The sequence below is a fragment of the Agromyces sp. Y575 genome, assembly GCF_059445445.1.
The window spans coordinates 325,870-347,993 of record NZ_JCAIUI010000002.1 but is presented as its reverse complement, the minus strand read 5'-3'; the positions used below and the strand labels follow the sequence as shown (position 1 = coordinate 347,993).

The following is a 22,124-nucleotide window of genomic DNA, read 5'->3' as shown; positions in this document are numbered from 1 at the left end:
CCCGTCAGGGCCGTATCGAGACCCGTCGCGTAGGCCCGCCAGGGCCGTATCGAGACCCGTCGCGTAGGCCCGCCAGGGCCGAATCGAGACCCGTCGCGTGCAGCGGGCGCCTCGACCCTGTTGACAACCGGGAGGCCGCCCCGTCGCCGGCCAGTACGCTGCTCACCATGTCTTTCGAGTGGTCGACCGTGTCGACGGCGGCCGGCTCGGCCCTCGTCGGCTTCGCCCTCGGCTGGTGGCCGCTGGCGCACTGGGCGAGACGGTCGATGCAGAGCGAGCGGATGTCGCAGCAGACGGTGCGCCTGAGCGCCGCCGTCGTGACCGCCGCCGTCTTCGGCGCGCTCGCCCTGAGGTTCGGTTCGTCGTGGGCGCTGCCGGCGCTGCTCGCCTTCGCCGTGTGCGCCACCGTACTGTCGATCGTCGATCTCGCCGAGAAGCGCCTGCCGAATGCCGTCGTCTTTCCGGCCTTCGCTGCCGTGGCGATTCTGCTGGTCCCGGCGACGTGGGCCGCCGGCACGTGGATGTCGCTCGCGTGGGCGATGGTCGGGGCTGCAGCGATGTTCGCCGTGTACCTGCTGCTGGCGCTGATCTCGCCATCGTCGATGGGCATGGGCGACGTGAAGCTCGCGCTCGTGATCGGCGTGCTGCTCGGCTGGTTCGGTCTCTCGGCGTGGCTCCTCGGGCTGCTCGCCGCCTTCCTGGTCGGGGGCGTGGTCGCGATCATCGCGCTCGCGCTTCGCCGCGTCACGCTGCGCGGTTCGATCCCGTTCGGGCCGTCGATGCTCGCCGGCGCGCTGCTCGCGGTGCTCTTCGTCGGCCCGTGATCGCGAGGCGTGGCGCTGCATGCCTCAGCGCCCCGCGAATCGGGGTCAGTAATCGGGGTCGGTAAGCTGAGCACGAGCGAGGGGAGGCGCCGTGGCGATCGTCGAGACGAGCACCGAACGCTGGAGTCCAGATGTGCTCGGCGAGCAGTTCGAACAGCTCACCCTCCCGCTCGGACACGACAGTGAGGGCGAGGTCGTGGCCACCCTCGTGCGGCACCGGCCGTCGTGGCGCCCACGGCTGACGCGAGGCGCGGCATCCGGAGCCGATGTGCTCTACGTGCACGGCTGGAGCGACTACTTCTTCAACCCCGAACTCGCCGAATACTGGTCGAACGCCGGCGCCCGCTTCTTCGCACTCGATCTGCGCAAGTACGGCCGCAGCCTGCGCCCCGGCCAGACCCCGGGCTTCATCACCGACCTCGCCGACTACGACGCCGACATCGGTGCCGCGCTCACCGCGATGGGCCATGGGGCGACGGATGGCTCGGAGTCGGCGGATGCCGCGGCGACTCGCAGCACCGCCCGGCCGCTGATCCTGCTCGGTCACTCGACGGGCGGCCTCACGCTCAGCCTCTGGGCCGCCCGGCATCGTGGTCGCGCCGCCGCCCTGGTGCTCAACAGCCCGTGGCTGGAGTTCCAGGCGAGCAAGGTGGGGCGGGAGGCGCTCGCGCCGGTGATCGGCTGGGGCGCGAAGGTCAACCCGCTCGCTCCGCTGCCGAACGTCGACCTCGGGTTCTACACGCGCACGGTCGCGAAGGAGCAGGACGGCGAGTGGTCGTACAACCACGACTGGCGGCCTGATCGGGGGTTCACGACGCATCCGGCGTGGCTGACTGCCGTGCTCGCCGGTCACGCCACCGTCGCCGCCCGCATCGACGTCGGCGCCCCCGTGCTCACGGTGTTGTCGAAGCGATCGACGCTTGCGGCGCGATGGGAACCTGCGATGGCCTCGAGCGACATCGTGCTCGTCGTCGACGAGATCGCCGAGCGTACCCTCCGTCTCGGGCAGACGGGTGCAGTGTCGCGCATCGACGGCGCCCTGCACGACGTGTTCCTGTCCCGCGGCCCCGTGCGAGCCGCGGCCTACGCGGCGATCACGCGGTGGCTGCGCGGCTACGCCCCGCCCCGCGCGCGCTGACGCGCCCCGCCCGCGCCCACGCACCGCCCGCTCCTACGCACTCTCTCCTCGCACTCTCGCCCGCGCGCACGCACTCTCGCCCGCTCGCCCGCTCGCCCGCTCGCACTCTCGCCCGCCCGCGCGCGCTGACGCGCCCCGCCTCCGACGATGGTTTGCGCGTGAGAGGACACATCCCGTGCAACCGCAGCGGCGCAAAACGTCGTCGGAAGCGAAGTGGGAGGGGGAGGGGTGCGGGGGAGGGAGAGGGGGAAAGAGGACTCGGCCTCCACAGGGCGGTGCGTGCGGAACTCTCCACGGGAGCGTGCCTGCGAACTTCGAGCCGGCTCCGCCGCAGCATGATCGACGGATGCCCCATGGACTGATCGTCAACGAGAACGGGTTCATACTCGCCCGCGACGCCCGCGCGGCAGGCCGTAAATCGAGTCTCGATCGAGCCCTCTCCGCCGACGAGATCGAACGGGTGAGGCGGGGCGTCTACGTGGTCCGGTCCGAGCCCGACCCCGCGATGAGCAACGCCGAGCGACGAGCAGTGACCTATCGTCAGCAGGTTCGCGCCGCAGCCCAGACGATGAACGCGCCGATCTTCGCCTCGTACTCGGCTGTGGCGTTGCACGGTCTTCCGATCTACGGTGCGTGGCCGCACACCATCTTCGTGCTCTCGCCTGATCGGCACGGCCATCGTCGCAACGGACTCACGGCGATCGCGCGGCACCACGACGCTGAAACGGAGCTCATCGACGGATGCGTCACCACCTCAGTCGAGGCGTCCCTCATTCAGCTCGCGCGCGACGCCCCGCTCGGAGCGGCGCTGACAGCGGTCGACGCGGCGATTCGAACGACGCGCCCCGCAACCCACCCGCCGAAGACCACGATCGAACGTCTACGGACTGAACACGAGCGGATGGGTCGCTATACGGGCATTCGGAAGGTCCGAGCGGTGCTCGAGCGCGCACGCCCGCTGTCGGATACGCCGCTCGAGACGTGCAGCCGTCTGGTCATCGAGGAATGGGGGTTCCCCGAGCCGGAGCTCCAGCATCGACTCTGGTTGCCCGATATCGGACGGGCGGCGTTCCTCGACTTCTACTGGGCGGAGTTCGGCATCGGTGCCGAGGCGGACGGGCGCGGAAAGTACCTCGGGAGCGGGGATGTCGCGGCATCCGCCCAGACGGTCATCGTCGAGAAGGACCGCGAGAATGCCATTCGTAGACAGTTGCGCGGCTTCGACCGATGGGACTGGCACGAGATGCGGCAACGCGCCCCCGTGCGGGCACGCCTCGGTGCGGCTGGACTCCCGATCGTGCGCCCCTCGATCCGTCTGCTCTGACGTTCCGACGACGGTTCACGCCCGAGAGGACGCGCCGCGAGCGACCGCAGCGCCGCAAACCGTCGCACGAAGCGCGAGCATCAAGCGCGAGCGTCAGCGGAAGTTCACGAACTGCAGCGCGACGTCGAGATCTTTGCCCTTGAGCAGCGCCATCGTGGCCTGCAGGTCGTCGCGGCTCTTCGACGTGACGCGGATCTCGTCGCCCTGGATCTGGCTCTTCACGCTCTTCGGCGCCTCGTCGCGGATGATCTTCGACACCTTCTTCGCGTTCTCGGAGTCGATGCCGGCCTTCATGGTCGTCTCGATGCGGAACTCCTTGCCCGAAGCGAATGGCTCGCCTGCATCGAGCGAGCGCAGGGAGATGCCTCGCTTGATGAGCTTCGCCTCGTACACCTCGAGGATCGCCTTCGCACGCTCTTCACTGTTGGCCTTGATCAGCACCTTCTCGCCGGACTGCTCGATCGACGCGCCGATGTTCTTGAAGTCGTAGCGCTGCGCGACCTCCTTCTGCGCCTGGTGGAGGGCGTTGTCGGCCTCCATCTGGTCGACCTTGGAAACGATGTCGAACGTTGCATCTGCCATGCGCGCCAGTTTAGCGATGAGCGGATGCCGCGAGCAGGGGCTTGCGGGTTCGACCCGGGTGTCGGCGGCGAGTCAGGCCGGCGGGCGGGCCGTCGAGGAGCGCACGCGCAACTCGTACGGCAACGGGGTCGCGGTGGGCGTCGCGGCATCCGTCGTGCTCGGTTCGAGCTCGTCCATCAGGATCTCGACCGCCATCTCGCCCTGCACTCGCGGGAACTGCGCGACCGTCGTGAGGCCGAAGAAGTCGGAGAGGTCGTGGTCGTCGATGCCGGCGATGGAGACGTCACGGGGCACGACGAGCCCGAGGTCGCGCGCGGCGAGCAGGGAGCCCATGGCCATCTCGTCGGAGGCGGCGAAGATCGCCGTTGGCCGGCCGTGGGGGGCCCCGAGGATCTGCTTGGCGGCGTGGTAGCCGCCGCGGATGGTGAAGTCGGCGGGTGAGAAGAGGCGCGGGTCGACGTCGATGCCCGCGTCGCGGAGCGCCGCCTCGTAGCCGATGCGGCGATTGGTGGGCAGGTGGAAGTCCATGTCGAATTCGAGGTCGCCGCCGATGTGCGCGATGCGGGTGTGACCGAGCCCGATGAGGTGCTCGGTCGCGAGCCGGGCGACCGCGACGTCGTCGATCGTGAGCGTGCGCACGCCGGGGATGGGGCCGCCGACGCCGACGAGCGGCTTGCCGAGCTCGTGCAGTCGCGTGACTTCGCGTTCGGTGAGTTCGAGCGAGACGGCGATCACCGCGTCGACACGCTGGCGAAGCAGGAAGTGCTCGAAGACGCTCGAACGCTCCTGCCCGTCGCCCGAGAGGTTGTACAGCGTGAGGTCGTAGCCGCTGCGGAGAAGCGACTGCTGCGCGCCCTCGAGCACTGAGGAGAAGAACCAACGGTTCAGGAACGGGATGACGACACCGATGTTTCGGGTGCGCCCCGACGCGAGGCTCGACGCATTCGACGAGACGACGTAGCCGAGTCGCGCGGCTGCCTCTTCGACCTTCGCCTTCGACGTGGGGGAGACGTGACCGCGGCCGCTGAGCGCGCGCGACACCGTCGCGGTGGACACGCCCGCGAGTCTCGCGACCTCTTCGATGCCGGCCATGGCTCCTCATTCCCGGCCTCGCCGAGTCGGTTCCCGGCCTCGCCGAGTCAGGTCCCCGGCCTCGCCGAGTCAGGTCCCCGGCCTCGCCGAGTCAGAGGAATCCTACCGCCCGGCCCCGTGCGGTCCTGGCGCCGGGCTCGCCCATGTACCGCGTGGCGCGTTGCCTCTGCCCACAGGGTGCGGTAGAAATGCCTGTCGGGGCCGGCTCACGGGGGTAGCGGCTTGCCCGCACTCGCCGTCTCGAAGGGAATACGCCCGTGAAGTGGCTCAAAGGCATCGCAGTGGCGTTGGTCGTGATCTTCGCCCTCTTCTACATGATCAGTCGGCCGGAAGACGCCGCGAACGTCGTGCAGGGCGCGTTCGGCGCGGTCGTCTCGGCCTCCGAAGCAGTGGGCAGGTTCTTCACCTCGCTCGCCACGTGAGGTCGTGAGCGTGTTCGGCTTCGATCCTCACGTCGAACGGCACCTCATCGCCGACGAGGGAGAGGTGGTCGTCGACGAGGTGCGCAAGCACTGGGCCGCGATCGCCGGCGCGATCCTCGAGGTGCTCGCCGCGGTGCCGGCGCTGATTCTCTTGGCCTGGGTGCCGCAGCAGTTCTACTGGTTCCCGCTCTTCCTCGCGCTCTTCCTCGTCGTTCACGGGCTGTGGCGCATTCTGCAGGCCCGAATGGACCGCTTCGTGATCACCAATATGCGGGTGTTCCGCGTGCACGGCATCCTGTCGCAGCGCATCGCCACCATGCCGATCTCGCGAATCCTCGACATCTCGGTGCACACCCCGCTCATCGGCCGCGTCTTCGGCTACGGGCACTTCGTCTTCGAGTCGGCGGCGCAAGACCAGGGTCTCCGGGAGATCCGGTTCGTCGGTTCCCCCAACCAGCGCGGGGCGACGATCCAGCGGGTCATCCAGCGCTCCGGCCTGCGGGGCCCCGCTCGCCCCATGGACCGCGACGAGCAGCATGACCATGCTCCGCGAGAGCGCCGCTACGACCCTGCGCCGCAGCCAGATCTCTACGACACCACCCCGCCGAGCGACCAGAACGACACCGCCGAAATGCCCTGGTGGCGCGCGTCGAACTGAGGTGGCGCGCGTCGAACTGAGGCGCAGCGGCATCCGCTTCGTGAATTTCAGGTCGTCGGATGCCTCGCGGAGGGCGGCGCGACGGCGGGCTGAGCGCCGATTTCTCGCACCGGCCCCCTCCGGGTATCCTTGACAGGCTCCCGGTTGTGTGCAGAACGTGGCCGGGCGCGATGGCGAGTTACCCAAGCGGCCAAAGGGATCTGACTGTAAATCAGACTGCTCAGCATTCGGGGGTTCGAATCCCTCACTCGCCACCAGTGAAGCCCCGGTTCGCCGGGGCTTTCGTGGTTCCAGCCGGCGCGGGTGACGGATGCCTCGCGGCGAGACGACGCCGAGCGGGCTAGCGTGAAGGCATGAGTGAACTCGAGTCTGCCGGTGCCCACGAAGCGACGACCACCGACGGGGCACCGGATGTCGAGGCATCCGCTGCACTGCTCGACCTCGCCCGACGCATCGCCGTGCAGGCGGCGGAGTTCGCGCTCGAAGAGCGGCGCGGGGGCGTGAGCGTCGCCGCCACGAAATCCTCGCCCGTCGACGTCGTCACCGCGGTCGATCGTGACACCGAAGCACTCATCCGCCGACTCATCCTCGAAGCTCGGCCCGACGACGGAATCCTCGGCGAAGAAGACGCCGGCCACATCGGCACGAGCGGCATCAACTGGGTCGTCGACCCGATCGACGGCACGGTGAACTTCCTCTACGACATCCCGGCCTGGTCGATCAGCATCGCCGTCGTCGACGGACCGCCCGAGCCCGGCACGTGGACCGCACTCGCCGCCGTCGTCGTCAACCCCGTCACCGACGAGGTGTTCGAGGCGAGCGCCGGGGGCGGGGCGCGACTCGGCACGCGCGAGCTCCAGGTGAACGCGGATGTCCCGCTGGGTCTCGCCCTCGTCGGCACCGGCTTCTCGTACTCGGCCGAGAGCCGGCGTGCACAGGCCGCGGTGCTGTCGACCGTGCTGCCGGAAGTACGGGACATCCGTCGTGCCGGCTCCGCCGCCCTCGACCTCTGCGCCGTCGCCGCCGGCCGCCTCGACGCGTACTACGAACGCGGCCTGAACCCGTGGGATCACGCGGCCGGCGCGCTGATCGCCCGAGAAGCCGGCGCCCGCGTCGGCGGCCCGGAGGGTGGGGCCGCGACAGTGGAGCTCGTGCTCGCTGCCGCTCCCGGCCTCTATGTCGAACTCGCAGCGACGCTCCGTAGGGCCGGCCTGCAGGCGTGATGTGTCGGATGTGCCGCGAGCGGCGGGTGCTCCGTGGCGACACGCCGCAGCGCTCGGTCGAGGGTCGATCCCGGGTTCACACGGATGTCGCGGCCCTCGAGTGCCGAGGCATCCGACGATCTCCATTCCACGTGGCGCGCATTGCCGAGAAAGGCTAGTCTTTACCAATCCGTTATCTCGGCTTGATGCCGGGATGAGCACCTCCCCAACATCCCTGTTCACTCACCGACGCCGAGAGTCCCCCCTACGTGCTCGAGTCCCCCCTCGTGCCCGACGGTTCATCGCCAGGCACCCAAGCACCGTCGCTGCCCGAGCGACCCCTGACTCGACGTGAACTGCGTGAACGCGAGGCGGCTGCGGCGAATCCTGCGGGTTCTGCGCAGGAGTTCCTGGCGCCGGTGAATCAACCGAGCTTCGACGAGTTGTTCGGCCTTGGGGGCGGTGCTGCACCGTCGGCGGCGGTCGCGGGCTCGACGCCTTCGGCTGCCAGCTCTGCTGCGACCCCGGTTGCGACTGGTGCCCAGTGGCATCCCGCCTCGGTTGCGCCTGCGGATGCATCCTGGCAGCCGAGCCCGGTGGATCCGCCGGTCGGGGCGACGGATGCATCCTGGCAGCCGAGTCCGGTGGATCCGCCGGTCGGGGTGACGGATGTCTCCTGGCAGCCGAGTCCGGTGGATCCGCCGGTCGCGGTGACGGATGTCTCCTGGCAGCCGAGTCCGGTGGATCCGCCGGTCGGGGTGACGCCAACTTGGCCGGAGAATCCAGTCTCGGTCGCACGGGAACCCGCCTCGCTTCGCCCTCGCCGCTCGACGGATCCCGTCCCCACCTCACCATCCGCCCTCGCAGCACCCTCCGCTTCCGTCCCGACACCTCAGGCCGAGCCGGTCGACCGCCCCGTCGACAGGAACTCGGCCTTCGACGTTTCCGGGCCCCGTGCGACCGCAGCGGGTGGGTTCGACGCGCTCTTCGCCGGACTCGGCGACGACGAGCCCGACGCGACGCACGGCGGCGGCGCGCGCCGCGACGACCGTCGTCACGACACGGGCTCTCGTGCGCCGAAGCCGTCGCGGGCCGCGCGCAAGGCGGCCAAAGCCGCGGCAGCCGGCCCTCGCCGAAGCGCTCCGGTTGCCGCTCCCGAACGTGATGGCGTGTCAGCAGTCGACGACTTCGCCGCCGTGATCGCGGCGGCGGCAGGTGCGCGGGCCCCGCTCGGTGAGGCCATGGGAGCTGCCCCGGCAGTAGCCGCCGCAGTGCGCTTCGACGGATTGCCCGTGCCGGCGCCTGCTACGCCCTCCGCACGCTTCGATGAGCCGGTGTTGCCATCCGGTCACGACGAATCCGCGATGACGGCGGCAGATCAACGCGAACACGGCACTCCGTGGCAGCCGACGACCACCGTGCCGGTCTCCGCTGACCATCGCCCACGCCGCACGACCGGCGGGGCGACGACTCCCGCGGGTGCAGACACTCGAGGCTCGGCGCGACGGGCTCCTGCGCCGAGCGCGCCGCCGCGTCCTGCCCCCCGGAGCCGTGTGAAGCGTGGGACTCGCGTGGGCCGAATGGTCAGCGCGTTCGCGGCGATGGGATTCGTCGCAATGCTCGCCGTCGCGACATCCGTACCCGCGCTCTCGTTGCTCTCACCGGCCGAGGTGCAGGCCATGGCGCTCGAACAGACGACCATCGGCACCGAGCCCGGCCAACAGATCGAGATCACGGGCGGCACGCTTGCACAGACGATCGATCGCGAAGGCTACGAGACGCAGACGATCGACGAGTACGCCCGAGCAGCTGGCATCCGGGCTGAGGCGACCTTCACGAACAACCCGGCCGGCACCATCCAGTGGCCGTTCGCCGTGGGCGTGCACATCGGCGACCGATTCGGCTACCGCGACTGCGCCGGCTGTTCGAGTGACCATGGCGGCCAGGACTTCAACCCCGGGCTCGGGGCCGAGATCCAGGCCATCGCCGACGGCACAGTCTCGAACGCGACCGACGCAGGCGGATCCCTCGGCGTGGTCATGATGATCGATCACGTGATCGACGGAGACGTCGTCACGAGCGTCTACGCGCACATGCAGTACGGCTCGCGCCAGTTCGAGACCGGCGACACCGTGAACGTCGGCGACGTCATCGGCACGACCGGTGACACCGGCATGTCGACCGGGCCGCACCTGCACTTCGAGATCCGCCTCGGCGGCATCAGCGGCGTCAAGGTCGACTCGCTCGAATGGCTCTACGCGAACACCAACTGACGCCCGGCGCGGTCGAGAGTCGTCAGGGCGGCCGGCTTTCCCGCTGTTGTGCCGGTTCGCTGGTGCATTCGCCGGCTGTCCGTTCGCCGGCGCGTTCGTTCGCCGGCGCGTTCGTTCGCCCGGTTGGCTCGTCACTCGTCGGCTCCTCGGCCGCCCATGCAACACCTCTCAGCGTTGCAACGACCGTATGAATTCGCCTCGTCTGATCAGCGACTCAGCCTGAATTCGGAAGCGTGGTCCGGTTCGGCGTGCGTGCGTGCGGGCGTGCCGGCGTGCTGGCGCGCCCGCACGTGAAGTGCAGGCCGGCGAGGAGATGTGTGCAGATCCCGCCGACGGCCGCGAACTACGCCGTGAGCCAGGCCGTGGTGTCGGCGGGCAGCGTACGCCCATCGAGCGGTTCGCTCGACAGCAGTACGTCGCCCGCGGGCAACTCGACCGCGGCCTCGCCGGTGTTCGCGACCACGACGACGTCGCCGTTGCGGAACGCCACCACGGCGTCGGGGTACCCGGCCAACCACTCGAGCGTGCCGGCGCCGAGGTCGCGCTCGCGCCGCAGCGCGAGCGCATCGCGGTAGAGCGACAGCGTCGAGCTCGCGTCGCCACGCTGGCGATCGCGCGCCAGCGACGCCCACTGCGCGGGCTGCGGCAGCCACGAGGCATCCGTCGGGCCGAAGCCGTAGGAGGGCGCTGAGGATTCCCAGGGCAGCGGCACGCGGCATCCGTCGCGGCCGTAACGCTCCCCGTTCGTGCGGAACCATGTCGGGTCTTGGCGGGCGTCGTCGGGAAGGTCGATGACCTCGGGCAGTCCGAGTTCTTCGCCTTGGTAGAGGTAGACCGAGCCGGGCAGTGCGAGCATGAGCGCGGTCGCGGCGCGGGCGCGGCGCAGGCCCGGCACGTACTCGGGCAGCCCCTTCGAGCGCGCGCCGAGGCCGTGGCCCTGCGGGTTCGCCTCGGTGACCGAGAGTCGGGTCGCGTGGCGCACGACGTCGTGGTTCGAGAGCACCCAGGTCGAAGGTGCGCCGACGGTGGAGAACGCGTCGAGCGAGGCATCGATGACGCCCCGCAGCGCGTCAGCGTCCCACGACGTCTCGAGGTAGGCGAAGTTGAAGGCCTGGTGCATCTCGTCTGGGCGCACCCACTTCGCGACGCGGGGCAGCGGGTCGACCCATGCCTCGGCCGCGAGGACGCGGTCGCCGGGGTACTCGTCGAGCAGTGCTCGCCAGTCACGGTAGATCTCGTGCACGCCGTCTTGGGCCCAGTACGGCGCGCTGTCGCCGGGCTCGGCCGAGATCTCGGGTTCGAGGGGCACTCCGGATGCGGCGGGCGCGCCGCCGCCCATGCTGCCGCCCTCGGCCGGCGGCGTGTAGTCGGGCAGCCCGTCGGCCTTGATCAAGCCGTGGGCGACGTCGACGCGGAACCCATCGACGCCGCGGTCGAGCCAGAAGCGGAGGATGCGGCGGAACTCTTCGCGCACCTCATCGTTGGTCCAGTCGAAGTCGGGCTGTGAGCTGTCGAAGAGGTGCAGGTACCACTGGCCGGGGGTGCCGTCGGCTTCGAGCACGCGCGTCCATGCGGGGCCGCCGAAGACCGACTCCCAGTTGTTCGGCGGTAGCTCTCCGGCCGGGCCGCGGCCGTCGCGGAAGAGGTAGCGAGCGCGCTCGGGGCTGCCGGGCGCTGCGGCGAGCGCAGCCTGGAACCACACATGCTGATCTGATGAGTGGTTCGGCACGAGGTCGACGATCACGCGGATGTCGCGGCTATGCGCCTCTGTGATCATCGTGTCGAAGTCGGCGAGCGTGCCGAAGAGCGGGTCGACGTCGCAGTAGTCGGCGACGTCGTAGCCGCCGTCGCGTTGGGGTGAGGTGTAGAACGGCGAGAGCCAGATCGCATCGATGCCGAGCTCTTGCAGCGCGCCGAGGCGCGACGTGATGCCGGCGAGGTCGCCCATGCCGTCGCCGTTCGCATCGGCGAACGACCGGGGATAGATCTGGTAGATCGCGGCGGTGCGCCACCATTCGGAAGTCATTCGGAAACTGTACGACATCTCGACACCTGATGGAAACGCTTGCAGTATTCGCGCTTCACGTGATGGTTACAAACCGGTATCAATGCGCGCGCTGCGGTTTGTTAATACGCGTCGCGCAGGGTATACCTGTAATCGCTTGCACAAAGCGGGCAATTCAACGGAAGAACGGCCTTTCGGGCACGGTGCCCGTTCCGCATGCGGAACGGGAGAGGATCCACCAAGCGAAGGCGCCGATCTCACGCACACTGAGAAGGGCACACCAATGAGGGTGAACAAGAAGAGCCTCCTCGCTGCCGGGGCCGTCGCAGTCATCGCGACCCTCGGTCTCGCGAGCTGCTCCGCCGGCGACAGCGGCTCCGATGGCGAGGCCTCGTCGAGCGGCACGCTGACGGTCTGGGTCGACGCCGAGCGCGTCGACGCACTGCAGGCAGCGGCCGACGCGTACTCCGAGGAGAAGGGCGTCGAGGTCGAGCTCGTCGGCAAGGACAACGCCGATATCAAGGACGACTTCATCCAGCAGGTGCCGACCGGCAAGGGCCCCGACATCACCATGGGTGCTCACGACTGGCTGGGCGAGCTCTCGACCAATGGTGTCGTCGCGCCCATCGAGCTCGGCGACTCCGCTGCCGACTACCTTCCGGTCGCCATCGACGCGTCGACCTACGAGGGCACCGTCTACCTGCTTCCCTACGCGGTCGAGAACATCGCGGTGCTCCGCAACGCCGACCTCGTTCCCGAGGCCGCGACGAGCTTCGACGACATGATCGCCAAGGGCCAGGCCGCCGGCCTCGCGCAGCCGTTCGTCGTCGAGCAGGGCGCCGAGGGCAACCCGTACCACCTCTACCCGTTCCAGACCGCGTTCGGCGCTCCCGTCTTCGGCAGCAACGATGAAGGCTACGACCCGACCGACCTCCAGATCGGCAACGCGGGCGGCGAGCAGTTCGCCACGTGGCTCGGCAGCCAGGGCAAGAACGGCACCGGCGTCTTCAACACCGACGTCGACGGCGACATCGCCAAGCAGGCCTTCATCGACGGCACCGCGGCCTTCTGGCTGACGGGTCCGTGGAACGTGGGCGCCGCGACCGACGCCGGCATCAACGTCGCGATCGACTCCGTGCCGAGCCCGACCGCCGAGGTCGCATCGCCGTTCGCCGGCGTCAAGGGCTTCTTCGTCTCGTCCGAGTCGAAGAACAAGGTCGCCGCGAACGACTTCCTCGTCAACTACATCGGCACCGAAGACGTGCAGCTCGAGCTCTTCGAGGCCGGCAACGTGCTCCCCGCGCTCTCGGCTGCCGCTGAGACCGCGTCGAAGGACCCGATCGTCGCCGGCTTCGCAGCCGTCGGCGCCGAGGCCGTGCCGATGCCCGCCATCCCGGCGATGGGTGCCGTCTGGCAGTACTGGGGCATCGCCGAGGCCGACATCATCAACGGTGCCGACCCGGTCGCCACGTGGCAGAAGCTGACCGCCGACGTGCAGGCTGCGATCGGCGAGTAACGACTGATCGGATGCCGGTGGTCGCCTAGCGACGCAGGAGCGTATCGAGACCCGCGGGTCTCGATACGCTCGCTTCTCGGCCACCGGCCGGTCTCGATACGCGCTTCGCGCTACTCGACCAACGAACAGGGCTCCGCGCCACTCGAGCCACGAACAGGATGAGCGAAGGCATGACGACGGGAATCGACGACGAGGTCTCGGCGGCGACGCCGCAGAAGCCGACGAAGAAGCAGCGACGTGCGGCGAACATCGCCGATGCGGCGTCGGGCGGGGTGAAGATGCTCCTGTTGAAGCTGCTGATGCTCGGCATCGTCGATGCGATCGCGGTCTACGGGGTCTTCATCCTCGCGACCGCCGGCCAGTGGCTCGTCGCGGCGATCGTCGCCGTCGTGGCAGTGATCGTCAACTGGATCTACTTCTCACGGCGCAAGCTCCCCGCGAAGTACCTCGCGCCCGGCGTCATCTTCCTCGTCGTGTTCCAGGTCTTCGTACTCGTCTACACGGGTTACATCGCCTTCACGAACTACGGCACCGGGCACAACGGCTCGAAGGAGCAGGCGGTTTCGTCGCTCATGGCCTCGTCGCTGCAGCGTGTCGAGGATTCGCCCACCTACCCCGTCACCGTCGTCGACCAGGGCGGCACGCTCGGCCTGCTCGTGACCGACCCCGACGGTGAGGCGCTGCTCGGCACAAACGAGATGCCGCTCACCCCGGTCACCGCCGAGTTCGAGGGTGATCGGGCCGTCTTCGCCGACGGTTGGACGACCCTGCAGTTCGCTGACGTCATCGCCCGCACCGACGAGATCACCGCCCTCGCCGTGCCGTTCTCCGACGACCCGAACGACGGGGCGCTCCGCACACCCGACGGCTCGAGCGCGTACCTCTACCTCTCGAACCTCGAGTACGACGAGGCAGCGGGCACGATGACGAACCTCGACACCGGCACCGTGTACTCCGACATCGGAACGGGTGCCTTCACCTCCGACGACGGCGAGGAGCTGCTGCCCGGCTGGCAGATCGTCGTCGGCTTCGACAACTTCGTGCGCGCCGTGACCGACGAACGGCTCGCCGGTCCGCTCATCTACGTCACGCTCTGGACCTTCGCGTTCGCGCTCATCTCCGTCGCGTCGACGTTCTTCCTCGGGCTCTTCCTCGCGATCGTGTTCAACGACATGCGAATGAAGGGGCGCAAGTACTACCGCGTGCTGATGATCCTCCCGTACGCCATCCCGTCGTTCCTGTCGGCGCTGATCTGGGCGGGCATGATGAACGAGAGCTTCGGCTTCATCAACCAGGTGCTGTTCGGCGGGGCATCCATACCGTGGCTGACCGATCCGGTGCTCGCCAAGTTCTCGGTGCTCCTCGTGAATCTCTGGCTCGGATTCCCGTACATGTTCCTCGTGTGCACGGGCGCGTTGCAGTCGATCCCCGACGAGCTGCAGGAGGCCGCGACGGTCGACGGAGCGAAACCGTGGGCGGTGTTCCGCCTCATCAAGCTGCCGTTGCTGCTCGTCAGCGTCGCCCCTCTCCTCATCGCATCGTTCGCGTTCAACTTCAACAACTTCAATGTGATCTACATGCTCACCGACGGCGGGCCACGCGACTCGAACGCGCCGATTCCCGTGGGCTTCACCGACATCCTGATCTCGATGGTCTACAAGGTCGCGTTCACCGGGCAGACCCGTGACTACGGTCTCGCGAGCGCCTACTCGATCATCATCTTCATCATCGTGGCCTTGATCTCGGTCATCGCCTTCCGCCGCACCAAGTCGCTCGAGGAGCTGAACTGATGGCCGCCCAGCAGCCCGTTCCCGGAACGCCTACCGGTCTCATCGCCGGCGAGATCGACGAGTTCGCGGATTCCTCGACGCGCGCGAGCGTCGTCGCGCCGCGCGGCGGCGGCGGTGGCGGTGGCCGCCCGAGCCTGCCTCGCAAGCCGTTCAACTTCGGGCGCTGGTTCCGTGCGACGGGCTGGCGCCACATCGTCGGCGTGGTGATGGTGATCTTCTCGCTCTTCCCGATCGTGTTCGTGATCTCGTCGTCACTGAACCCGCAGGGCACGCTCACCGGCTCGAACGCGCTCTTCTCGAAGATCGGCCTCGACAGCTACATTCGCATCCTCACCAACCCGCAGGTGCCGTTCCTGACCTGGTTCGGCAACACGCTCATGATCGCGGGCATCACGGCGGTGCTGACGGTGTTCCTCGGGGCGCTCGCCGCGTATTCCTTCTCGCGCATGCGCTTCAAGGGTCGCCGTTTCGGCCTCATCTCGATCGTCGTCGTGCAGATGTTCCCGCAGTTGCTCGCCGTCGTCGCGATCTTCCTGCTGATGAGTGCGATCGGCGACTGGTTCCCGGCGATCGGCCTGAACACGCACGTCGGCCTCATCATGGTGTACCTCGGTGGCGCGCTCGGCGTGAACACGTATCTCATGTACGGCTTCTTCAACACGGTGCCGGCGTCGATCGACGAGGCCGCGAAGATCGACGGCGCGAGCCACGCGCGCATCTTCTTCACGATCATCCTGCGGCTCGTCGCCCCGATCCTCTCGGTCGTCGCGCTGCTCTCGTTCATCGCCTCGGTGAACGAGTTCGTCGTGGCATCCGTACTGCTCATCGACACTGACAAGCAGACGCTCGCCGTCGGCCTCACGAAGCTCGTCTCCAACCCGCGCTATGCGGACTGGAGCGCCTTCTCGGCGGGCGCGGTGATCGCGGCGCTGCCGGTGGTCGCACTGTTCCTGTTCCTCCAGAAGTACATCGTCGGCGGGCTGACTGCCGGCGCCGTCAAGTAGGCGAACGGATGCCGCGTGGCGCGGCGTGCTCGTTGCGCGCGGCGCGTTCGCCTGTCAGGAATTCAGGTGCGGAGGTGTGTCGCGCCGCCGTATCGACTGCCCCGCTCGCGACACGCCGCTCCCGTCCTGAATTGCTGCAGGGGCCGTGGGTGGGCGAGGACGTGGGTGGGTGATGGAAAGGTGAAGGAATGCTGAAGCCGCACCACGACGGATCCCCGCTGCACGTCTCGACCCAGGCACCGGCACTCGGTGAGACGGTGCGTGTGCGCCTGCGGGTGCCCGAGACGTTCGGGCCGCTCTCCTGGGTGGGCACGAGGTCGAACCCGAACCACGAGCCGCGGTTCGACGAGGCAGTGCTGCTCCCTTCGACGGGCTCAGGGAGTGACGGGTGGCAGTGGTGGGAGGCCGCTGTCGAGGTCGAGAACCCCGTGCACGGCTACCGGTGGCTGCTGGTCGGTGAAGACGGCCGCCAGCACTGGCTGAACCAGCTCGGTCTGTCGTCGATCGAGACACGTGATGACGACGACTTCAAGCTCGTCTCGCACGAGCCGGCGCCCGAGTGGGCGGCGTCGAGCGTCATGTACCAGGTGTTCCCCGATCGGTTCGCGAAGTCCGGTGCGGCGCCCTTCGACAAGCTCAGGGAGCAGGGTGAGCTCAGGGAGCAGGGTGAGCTCAGGGAGCAGGGTGAGCTCAGGGAGCAGGGTGAGCTGCCCGAGTGGGCGATCCCCGCGGCGTGGGGGGATCCGCTCGACCCGGTGTATCCGGGGCGCTCGAGGCAGCTCTTCGGGGGAGACCTCGACGGGGTGCGCGAGAAGCTCGACCACCTCGAGTCGCTCGGCGTCGACCTGCTGTACCTGACCCCGGTGTTCCCGGCGCGATCGAATCACCGTTACGACGCGACGACGTTCGACCTCGTCGACCCGCTGCTCGGCGGCGACGAGGCGCTCGTGCGGCTCGTCGAGGCGGCGCACGCCCGCGGCATCCGTGTCATCGGCGACCTGACATCGAATCACTCGGGTGACGCGCACGAGTGGTTCCGTGCGGCGCAGGCCGATCCGGCCTCGCCGGAGCGCGACTTCTACTTCTTCCACCCTTCGACCCTTCGACAGGCTCAGGGCACCGAGGGCACCGCGGGCACCACGGGCACCGAGGGCTCAGGGAGCACAGAAGGCTACGAGTCGTGGCTCGGGGTGCCGAGCCTGCCGAAGTTCGACTGGAGCTCGGCCGAGCTGCGCCGACGCTTCATCGAGGGCCGCGACTCGGTGGTCGCGCGTTTCCTCGCGCCGCCGTTCAACCTCGACGGCTGGCGCATCGACGTCGCCAACATGACAGGGCGGCTCGGGGCCGCCGACCTGAACGCCGAGGTGCGGCAGACGATCCGCCGCACCATGCTCGACGTGAACGCCGACACGATCCTGCTCGGCGAGTCGACGAACGACGCCGCGAACGACTTCCTGGGCGACGCGTGGCATGGCGCGATGACGTACACGCCGTTCACCCGCCCCCTCTGGAGCTGGCTGCTCGAGCCGAGCAGCCCCGCCGCCGGCGGCATCGGCTTCGCCCTGCAGCGGGTGCCGACCTTCACCGGGCCGGACTTCCACGCTGCGCACACGCGGTTCGCGGCCGGGTTCCCCTGGCGCACGCGGCTCGCGACGATGAACGCGCTCGACACGCACGACACCCCGCGCTTCGCGACGAGCGCGCGGCCCGGCACGGTGCCTGCCGCGGTCGGCCTCGCCGTCACGCTGCCCGGCATCCCGGTCGTGTGGGCCGGCGACGAGTTCGGCCTCACCGGTGAAGACGGCGAGGCCTCACGCACGCCGATGCCGTGGGGGAGTGAAGCATCGCCCGAGGTCGCACCCGTGCTCGAGACGTATCGTGCGCTGCTGCGCCTTCGGCGCGAGCATCCGGTGCTCGCGACGGGTGGCATCCGATGGATCGCCGTCGGCGACGATGCGGTCGCATTCGTGCGCGAGTCGGCCGAGGAGGTGGCGCTCGTGTTCGCGGCGCGCGCGGCGGCGACGCTGTCATTCGATGCGACGGCGCTGCCGGGTGCGGAGGCCGCGGCACCGGTGTTCGGGAACGTCGTGCTCGGTGCATCCGACGGTCAGCTGACGCTCTCGACCGAGGGCCCGGCGTTCGCCGTCTGGTCGCTCGCGGGAGTCGAAACTCCCGGTTGGCCGCCGGCTGAGCGGTTTCCCGGTGCCATCGAGTAGGTCGGGCGTGCCGCTGCGTCGCGCGTGCCGCTCGTTCGTCAGAACGGGAGTTCCTCGGCGTTGCTGCCGATCCAATGCGGCGGGAGGCTGACCGGCGGCTGTTCGCGGCCGTCGCGGCGGTCGGCGGGCGTCGTCGGATCGTAGGTGAGCGTGGCGCCCCTCGCCGTGACCTCTCCGCCCTCGAGGTGGTCGTCGACGGTGAACGACGCGGTGATCGTCGCGTTCTCGCCCGCGGCGGGGCCGGGCAGGGTGCAGAGGCGGCCCACGAACGACGTGCACCCGGCCGGTTGGCCGTCGAGCACGAGCCCCGAGGGCCACGTGAGCTCCAATCCGAGCGTCCAGGTGCCATCGCGATACTCCTCGAAATCTGTCGGAAGCTCCGTTGCGGTGACGTCGATGGTCGCGGTGACGGTCGCGCCCTGGCTCGGGTCGTCATCCGAATCCAGCCTGACGTCGACGTCGAAGATGCTGTCGCTGACCATCAGGCCCTCGGCGCCGCGGATCAATTGCACGAGCTCGGTTGTCGGCACGTCCTGCTCGCCGATCGACAGCGCGACACCCTGCACGCTCACCACGCCGACGCCGTGTGCGTCGTTCGGGTCGAACCACACCCTGACCGGCCGCGTGGCGTTCTCGGGATCATCGGAACCGCCGATGGAGACGGTGCAGGTCGACGCTTCGATGTCGAGCTCGATATTGCACCCCTGGGTGTCGTCGATGCCGTCGACGAACGCCGGTGCGACGACCTGGAACGCGATCGTGGCCGGCTCGTCGGTCCCACCACCGAGCAGGGTGCGATGGATGACGACCGTGGCACCCGGCCTCTCGCCTGCAGGCTCTTCGGCGGGATCGGCGTCGACCACCTCCAACCAGAAGAGGTAGGGCTCGAGGGCGACGGGTGTCGATTCCACCTCGCCGAAGTCTGATCCGGCGCCCGTTTCCAGCGTCGACACCTCGCTGTCGTCGACCGTGACGATGCGTGTCGCCTCGGCGCTCACGTTGTCAGTAAGGCCCGATGGCGGACTCGCGAAGGTCAGCTCCGCGTCACCGCCCGACCTCGACGGATCGATCAGGCACTCATCGCCGGGTTGCGGTCGCCCTTGCAGCTCGCGAGCGGTCTCGCCGCCGTCGGGTGCGACCCAGCCGGAGCAGTCGTCGTCGCTGAGGACGAGCGCTTCGGGCCAGACGACCTCCACGGCGAGCCGGGCGCCTTCGGGTGCGCCTTCGACCTCCGGGTCCAGCACGACGATCACCGGGTCACCGGATTTCGCACCCTCGGTCTCCAATGCGACGTCCATGGCGACGACATTCACCGGCTCAGGTGTCGGCGTCGCCGATGGAGACACGGTCTCGGCGACCGGGGCGCCGCTCAGGCCGCCCCACATGATCGCGCCGAGCCACACCACCAGGACCAGCGCCGCGGCCGAAGCGAGGCCGATCGCGGCCTTGAAGGTCCATCCCGGAAGGATGGGGACCTGCGTGAAGGTTCCGTTCAGCGAGATCGAGTGCTCGTCCTCGGGAGTGACCGTCACGACGAACGGATGCTGCGCAGCCTCACCGCGCCACAGCAGGCGCTTGGCGCGAACGCCGAGGTCGACGCTCTCCGTGCTGTTGGCCGGAAGCGCCACCCGTGCGTGATCGATCGACACGACGAGTTCGCCCGCCGAGACGGCGACGTCTGCGTCGGTGTGCGAGTTGCCGGCGTTGGCGATCGCGATCTCGGCCTCTGCGCTGCGCCGGCCCTGGAGCACCGGGGGCGAGAGCACCGCGGCCACGTCGGTGAACGACTGGATCGTGGCGATGGCCTCGACGACGACGAACTCGTCGGGGCGCACCGCGGGAACGATGTGGAGACGCACGATCAGATCTCCGACCGACCACCGGCCGGAGTGCTCGAGGGTGATCGTCGCCGCGGCGGTGCCGGTCTCACCGGGGTGCACGAGCAATGTGTCGGGCTCGATCTCGACGAAGTCGGCTGCGTCGTCGACCACCGACAGGTGGTACGCCTCGACCTCATCGCCGTCGTTCCTGACGGTCAGCGTGAAGACCCCCGCCTGTCCGGGGGTGACGGCGAGCGACGCGGGCTCGATGTCGGCGACCGTGGCCATGCTCCGACGCTACGGTGAGGCTCCGGAGATCGCGTCAGCCCTCCGACCCGTCATCGGGGCAGATCTCGTGCCCTTTGGGCCTTGTCACCCCCCGATGATGACGTTCGGGGCGCCTGGCCCTGGCGCGATCGGTGCCCCGTGCAGCGTGAGGTCGCCGACGCGAGCGGCAGGGAAGGTTCCGATCAGCACGCTCAGGCTGCCCTGGGCGATGCCGTTCGGTGCGGGCGACGCGCAAACGATGCCACCGGGTGCGAGGTTGGCGACGGCGGCCGGCATCCCGCCGATCATGACGTTGAGCACGCCTGCCGCCGGCGTGATCGGCCCGCCAACGTGCGGGGTGACCCCATCGACGAGCGCGCACAGGGCGACGTCGCCGACGCGGAGGGCAGGGCCGATGGGCATGCTTCACGGTAGCCGCGGTCGTTGCGCCGACCCGAGCCCGAATGCGCGCGCGCTCGCGCACCGATGCTGCCCGTTGAGAGTGCGTTGAGTGCGCGAAGAGCGTGCCCGGACAGACTCGGTTCGTTCCCCTTCGGCGGGGGCGATCACTCCGCCTCGAACCTGGAGGATCTCATGACCCGAACGACCGTGCGCGTGTACGCGCGCGACCCCATCTCCGAAGCCGGCGTCTCGAGTGCGCTGCGACCGCGCCCCGAGGTGCGCGTCGTCGGACCGAATGAGGACGAACCGCCCGACGTCGTGCTCGTCGTCGTCGACACCGTCGACGATGAGGCGCTGAACACACTCCGCTTCGTGCGCCGCAACGGCGAGGCGCGCGTCATCCTGATCGCGGCCCATCTCGATGATCAGGACCTCGTTCGTGCCGTGGAGAGCGGCGTGGTCGGCCTCGTCAGGCGATCGGATGCCACGACCGAGCGGCTGCTCGCGGTCATCTCCTCGGCCGCCGCCGGCGAGGGCACCGTTCCGCCCGACCTGCTCGGCCGCCTGCTCGACCAGGTCGGCCGACTGCAGCGCACCGTGCTCGATCCGCGGGGGATCACCTTCACGGGTCTCGCCTCGCGTGAGATCGAGGTGCTGAAGCTCGTCGCCGAGGGCTGGGACACCGCGCAGATCGCGGCGAGGCTCTCGTACTCCGAGCGCACCGTGAAGAACGTGCTTCACGATGTGACCACGCGTCTGCAGCTGCGGAACCGCTCGCACGCCGTGGCCTACGCGATGCGCGAAGGGCTCATCTGAGCGGCAGGGCTCCCACTGGCCGGGTATCGCGGGGGCGCGTGCCCGAGGAGGAACCCACGGCTGCCCCCACGGATGCCCGGAGCACGGGTGCGGCGCCCCCGCGGCATTCCACACTGAATGCATGATCGGTGAGATCGATGACGCCATCCGCGCCCTCGTCAAGGCGTCCGACGGCATCGCCGCCGACATCGACATCGCCCTCGATGCCCCGACGAAGGACTGGGCCGCCAGACGCAACGCCCCGACGGTCGACCTCTTCCTCTACGACATCAGGGAGGACACGAAGCGACGCGAGTACGGCTTCACGGAGCAGCGCGACGACCGCGGTCTCGTCACGCATCGCACGCCGGCGCCGCGATACTTCAAGCTCTCCTATCTCGTGACTGCGTGGACGCAACGACCCGACGACGAGCATCGGCTGCTCGATGCCCTGCTGCGATGCTTCCTGCGGTTCGATGCGATCCCGGACACCTACGTGCTGACGACCATCGCCGAGACGGGACTGCCCTGTTCACTCAGCGTCGCGCAGCCTCCGCCCGAGGACCGGGCATTCGCCGATGTCTGGTCGTCGCTCGGCGGCGAGTTGAAACCGTCGCTCGACCTGGTGATCACCGCCCCGGTCGCGCGGGGCCTGCAGTACCCCGCCGGGCCGCCCGTCACTGCGGGCGTCGAGGCGCAGTTCAGCGCCCCGGCCTTCGGCATCGACGAGAGCGCCGCGCACGCGGCATCCGCTCTTCCGCCGATGCCCGGTGGTGAATCGTTGGAGGGCTGAG

General features: G+C 69.0%; 19 protein-coding genes and 1 tRNA gene. 14 read left to right on the top strand and 6 right to left on the bottom strand.

Annotation, left to right across the window (positions count from 1 at the left end):
- Positions 1 to 167 precede the first annotated feature (167 nt).
- The 3 genes from AC1C2U_RS07755 to AC1C2U_RS07745 all read left to right on the top strand — a co-directional run bounded on the left by AC1C2U_RS07755 (position 168) and on the right by AC1C2U_RS07745 (position 3,286).
- Complete coding sequence (locus AC1C2U_RS07755; RefSeq protein WP_495361165.1) at positions 168 to 824, top strand: prepilin peptidase; 657 nt, start codon at positions 168 to 170, stop codon at positions 822 to 824.
- 91 nt (positions 825 to 915) lie between these two features.
- On the top strand, positions 916 to 1,962 hold the full coding sequence (locus AC1C2U_RS07750) for an alpha/beta hydrolase (RefSeq protein ID WP_495361164.1): 1,047 nt from the start codon (positions 916 to 918) through the stop codon (positions 1,960 to 1,962).
- A 346-nt stretch (positions 1,963 to 2,308) separates the two neighbouring features.
- Positions 2,309 to 3,286 (top strand): type IV toxin-antitoxin system AbiEi family antitoxin domain-containing protein, encoded by a 978-nt coding sequence (locus tag AC1C2U_RS07745; protein WP_495361163.1) that lies wholly within the window; start codon positions 2,309 to 2,311, stop codon positions 3,284 to 3,286.
- A 93-nt stretch (positions 3,287 to 3,379) separates the two neighbouring features.
- Here AC1C2U_RS07745 and AC1C2U_RS07740 read toward each other — a convergent pair whose 3' ends face one another.
- Complete coding sequence (locus tag AC1C2U_RS07740) at positions 3,380 to 3,868, bottom strand: YajQ family cyclic di-GMP-binding protein (RefSeq protein WP_495361162.1); 489 nt, start codon at positions 3,866 to 3,868, stop codon at positions 3,380 to 3,382.
- Positions 3,869 to 3,940: 72 nt separating this feature from the next.
- Entirely contained in the window at positions 3,941 to 4,960 is a 1,020-nt protein-coding gene (locus tag AC1C2U_RS07735) for a LacI family DNA-binding transcriptional regulator (protein ID WP_495361161.1), read from the bottom strand.
- Between the two features lie 257 nt (positions 4,961 to 5,217).
- Between AC1C2U_RS07735 and AC1C2U_RS07730 the strand changes: the two genes are divergently transcribed.
- From AC1C2U_RS07730 to AC1C2U_RS07715, 4 genes are all read left to right on the top strand, one after another.
- Positions 5,218 to 5,382, top strand: a complete 165-nt coding sequence (locus AC1C2U_RS07730) for a hypothetical protein (protein WP_022891221.1) — start codon at positions 5,218 to 5,220, stop codon at positions 5,380 to 5,382.
- Between the two features lie 4 nt (positions 5,383 to 5,386).
- Complete coding sequence (locus tag AC1C2U_RS07725) at positions 5,387 to 6,040, top strand: PH domain-containing protein (RefSeq protein WP_495361160.1); 654 nt, start codon at positions 5,387 to 5,389, stop codon at positions 6,038 to 6,040.
- 172 nt (positions 6,041 to 6,212) lie between these two features.
- Positions 6,213 to 6,297: transfer RNA gene (locus AC1C2U_RS07720), tRNA-Tyr, on the top strand.
- A 96-nt stretch (positions 6,298 to 6,393) separates the two neighbouring features.
- Positions 6,394 to 7,263 carry an inositol monophosphatase family protein gene (locus tag AC1C2U_RS07715; RefSeq protein WP_495361159.1) on the top strand — a complete coding sequence of 290 codons (870 nt, stop codon included), beginning with the start codon at positions 6,394 to 6,396 and terminating at the stop codon, positions 7,261 to 7,263.
- Between the two features lie 403 nt (positions 7,264 to 7,666).
- On the opposite strand, the gene AC1C2U_RS07710 is transcribed toward AC1C2U_RS07715, so the two are convergent.
- On the bottom strand, positions 7,667 to 8,089 hold the full coding sequence (locus tag AC1C2U_RS07710; RefSeq protein WP_495361158.1) for a hypothetical protein: 423 nt from the start codon (positions 8,087 to 8,089) through the stop codon (positions 7,667 to 7,669).
- A 322-nt stretch (positions 8,090 to 8,411) separates the two neighbouring features.
- Between AC1C2U_RS07710 and AC1C2U_RS07705 the strand changes: the two genes are divergently transcribed.
- Positions 8,412 to 9,515 carry a M23 family metallopeptidase gene (locus tag AC1C2U_RS07705; RefSeq protein ID WP_495361157.1) on the top strand — a complete coding sequence of 368 codons (1,104 nt, stop codon included), beginning with the start codon at positions 8,412 to 8,414 and terminating at the stop codon, positions 9,513 to 9,515.
- A 343-nt stretch (positions 9,516 to 9,858) separates the two neighbouring features.
- On the opposite strand, the gene AC1C2U_RS07700 is transcribed toward AC1C2U_RS07705, so the two are convergent.
- Positions 9,859 to 11,541, bottom strand: coding sequence for a glycoside hydrolase family 13 protein (locus AC1C2U_RS07700; protein ID WP_495361156.1), 1,683 nt, complete (start codon positions 11,539 to 11,541; stop codon positions 9,859 to 9,861).
- A gap of 262 nt (positions 11,542 to 11,803) precedes the next feature.
- On the opposite strand from AC1C2U_RS07700, the gene AC1C2U_RS07695 reads away from it, so the two are divergent.
- From AC1C2U_RS07695 to AC1C2U_RS07680, 4 genes are all read left to right on the top strand, one after another.
- On the top strand, positions 11,804 to 13,036 hold the full coding sequence (locus tag AC1C2U_RS07695) for a sugar ABC transporter substrate-binding protein (protein ID WP_495361155.1): 1,233 nt from the start codon (positions 11,804 to 11,806) through the stop codon (positions 13,034 to 13,036).
- Between the two features lie 170 nt (positions 13,037 to 13,206).
- Positions 13,207 to 14,826, top strand: coding sequence for an ABC transporter permease subunit (locus tag AC1C2U_RS07690; protein WP_495361154.1), 1,620 nt, complete (start codon positions 13,207 to 13,209; stop codon positions 14,824 to 14,826).
- A complete protein-coding gene (locus AC1C2U_RS07685; RefSeq protein ID WP_495361153.1) occupies positions 14,826 to 15,830 on the top strand; it encodes a sugar ABC transporter permease in 1,005 nt (334 codons plus the stop codon). The genes AC1C2U_RS07690 and AC1C2U_RS07685 overlap by 1 nt, the downstream gene beginning before the upstream one ends.
- Positions 15,831 to 16,018: 188 nt before the next feature.
- Positions 16,019 to 18,046, top strand: coding sequence for a glycoside hydrolase family 13 protein (locus tag AC1C2U_RS07680; protein ID WP_495361152.1), 2,028 nt, complete (start codon positions 16,019 to 16,021; stop codon positions 18,044 to 18,046).
- A gap of 38 nt (positions 18,047 to 18,084) precedes the next feature.
- Here AC1C2U_RS07680 and AC1C2U_RS07675 read toward each other — a convergent pair whose 3' ends face one another.
- Complete coding sequence (locus tag AC1C2U_RS07675; protein ID WP_495361151.1) at positions 18,085 to 20,154, bottom strand: hypothetical protein; 2,070 nt, start codon at positions 20,152 to 20,154, stop codon at positions 18,085 to 18,087.
- An 84-nt stretch (positions 20,155 to 20,238) separates the two neighbouring features.
- A complete protein-coding gene (locus AC1C2U_RS07670; protein WP_495361150.1) occupies positions 20,239 to 20,556 on the bottom strand; it encodes a PAAR domain-containing protein in 318 nt (105 codons plus the stop codon).
- A gap of 171 nt (positions 20,557 to 20,727) precedes the next feature.
- On the opposite strand from AC1C2U_RS07670, the gene AC1C2U_RS07665 reads away from it, so the two are divergent.
- Both AC1C2U_RS07665 and AC1C2U_RS07660 read left to right on the top strand, forming a co-directional pair.
- The gene (locus AC1C2U_RS07665) at positions 20,728 to 21,351 is read left to right on the top strand and encodes a response regulator transcription factor (RefSeq protein ID WP_495361149.1); all 624 of its coding nucleotides are present in this window, start codon (positions 20,728 to 20,730) and stop codon (positions 21,349 to 21,351) included.
- Between the two features lie 121 nt (positions 21,352 to 21,472).
- Positions 21,473 to 22,123, top strand: a complete 651-nt coding sequence (locus tag AC1C2U_RS07660) for a Pvc16 family protein (RefSeq protein WP_495361148.1) — start codon at positions 21,473 to 21,475, stop codon at positions 22,121 to 22,123.
- The last annotated feature ends 1 nt before the right edge of the window (position 22,124 follow it).

Excerpts from the sequence above, each read along its gene's own strand:
- AC1C2U_RS07675 (WP_495361151.1), bottom strand. The coding sequence starts at position 20,154 with ATGGCCACGGTCGCCGACATCGAGCCCGCGTCGCTCGCCGTCACCCCC.
- AC1C2U_RS07690 (WP_495361154.1), top strand. The coding sequence starts at position 13,207 with ATGACGACGGGAATCGACGACGAGGTCTCGGCGGCGACGCCGCAGAAG.
- AC1C2U_RS07700 (WP_495361156.1), bottom strand. The coding sequence starts at position 11,541 with ATGACTTCCGAATGGTGGCGCACCGCCGCGATCTACCAGATCTATCCC.
- AC1C2U_RS07665 (WP_495361149.1), top strand. The coding sequence starts at position 20,728 with ATGACCCGAACGACCGTGCGCGTGTACGCGCGCGACCCCATCTCCGAA.
- AC1C2U_RS07670 (WP_495361150.1), bottom strand. The coding sequence starts at position 20,556 with ATGCCCATCGGCCCTGCCCTCCGCGTCGGCGACGTCGCCCTGTGCGCG.
- AC1C2U_RS07745 (WP_495361163.1), top strand. The coding sequence starts at position 2,309 with ATGCCCCATGGACTGATCGTCAACGAGAACGGGTTCATACTCGCCCGC.
- AC1C2U_RS07660 (WP_495361148.1), top strand. The coding sequence starts at position 21,473 with ATGATCGGTGAGATCGATGACGCCATCCGCGCCCTCGTCAAGGCGTCC.
- AC1C2U_RS07685 (WP_495361153.1), top strand. The coding sequence starts at position 14,826 with ATGGCCGCCCAGCAGCCCGTTCCCGGAACGCCTACCGGTCTCATCGCC.
- AC1C2U_RS07735 (WP_495361161.1), bottom strand. The coding sequence starts at position 4,960 with ATGGCCGGCATCGAAGAGGTCGCGAGACTCGCGGGCGTGTCCACCGCG.
- AC1C2U_RS07740 (WP_495361162.1), bottom strand. The coding sequence starts at position 3,868 with ATGGCAGATGCAACGTTCGACATCGTTTCCAAGGTCGACCAGATGGAG.
- AC1C2U_RS07755 (WP_495361165.1), top strand. The coding sequence starts at position 168 with ATGTCTTTCGAGTGGTCGACCGTGTCGACGGCGGCCGGCTCGGCCCTC.
- AC1C2U_RS07695 (WP_495361155.1), top strand. The coding sequence starts at position 11,804 with ATGAGGGTGAACAAGAAGAGCCTCCTCGCTGCCGGGGCCGTCGCAGTC.
- AC1C2U_RS07715 (WP_495361159.1), top strand. The coding sequence starts at position 6,394 with ATGAGTGAACTCGAGTCTGCCGGTGCCCACGAAGCGACGACCACCGAC.
- AC1C2U_RS07680 (WP_495361152.1), top strand. The coding sequence starts at position 16,019 with ATGCTGAAGCCGCACCACGACGGATCCCCGCTGCACGTCTCGACCCAG.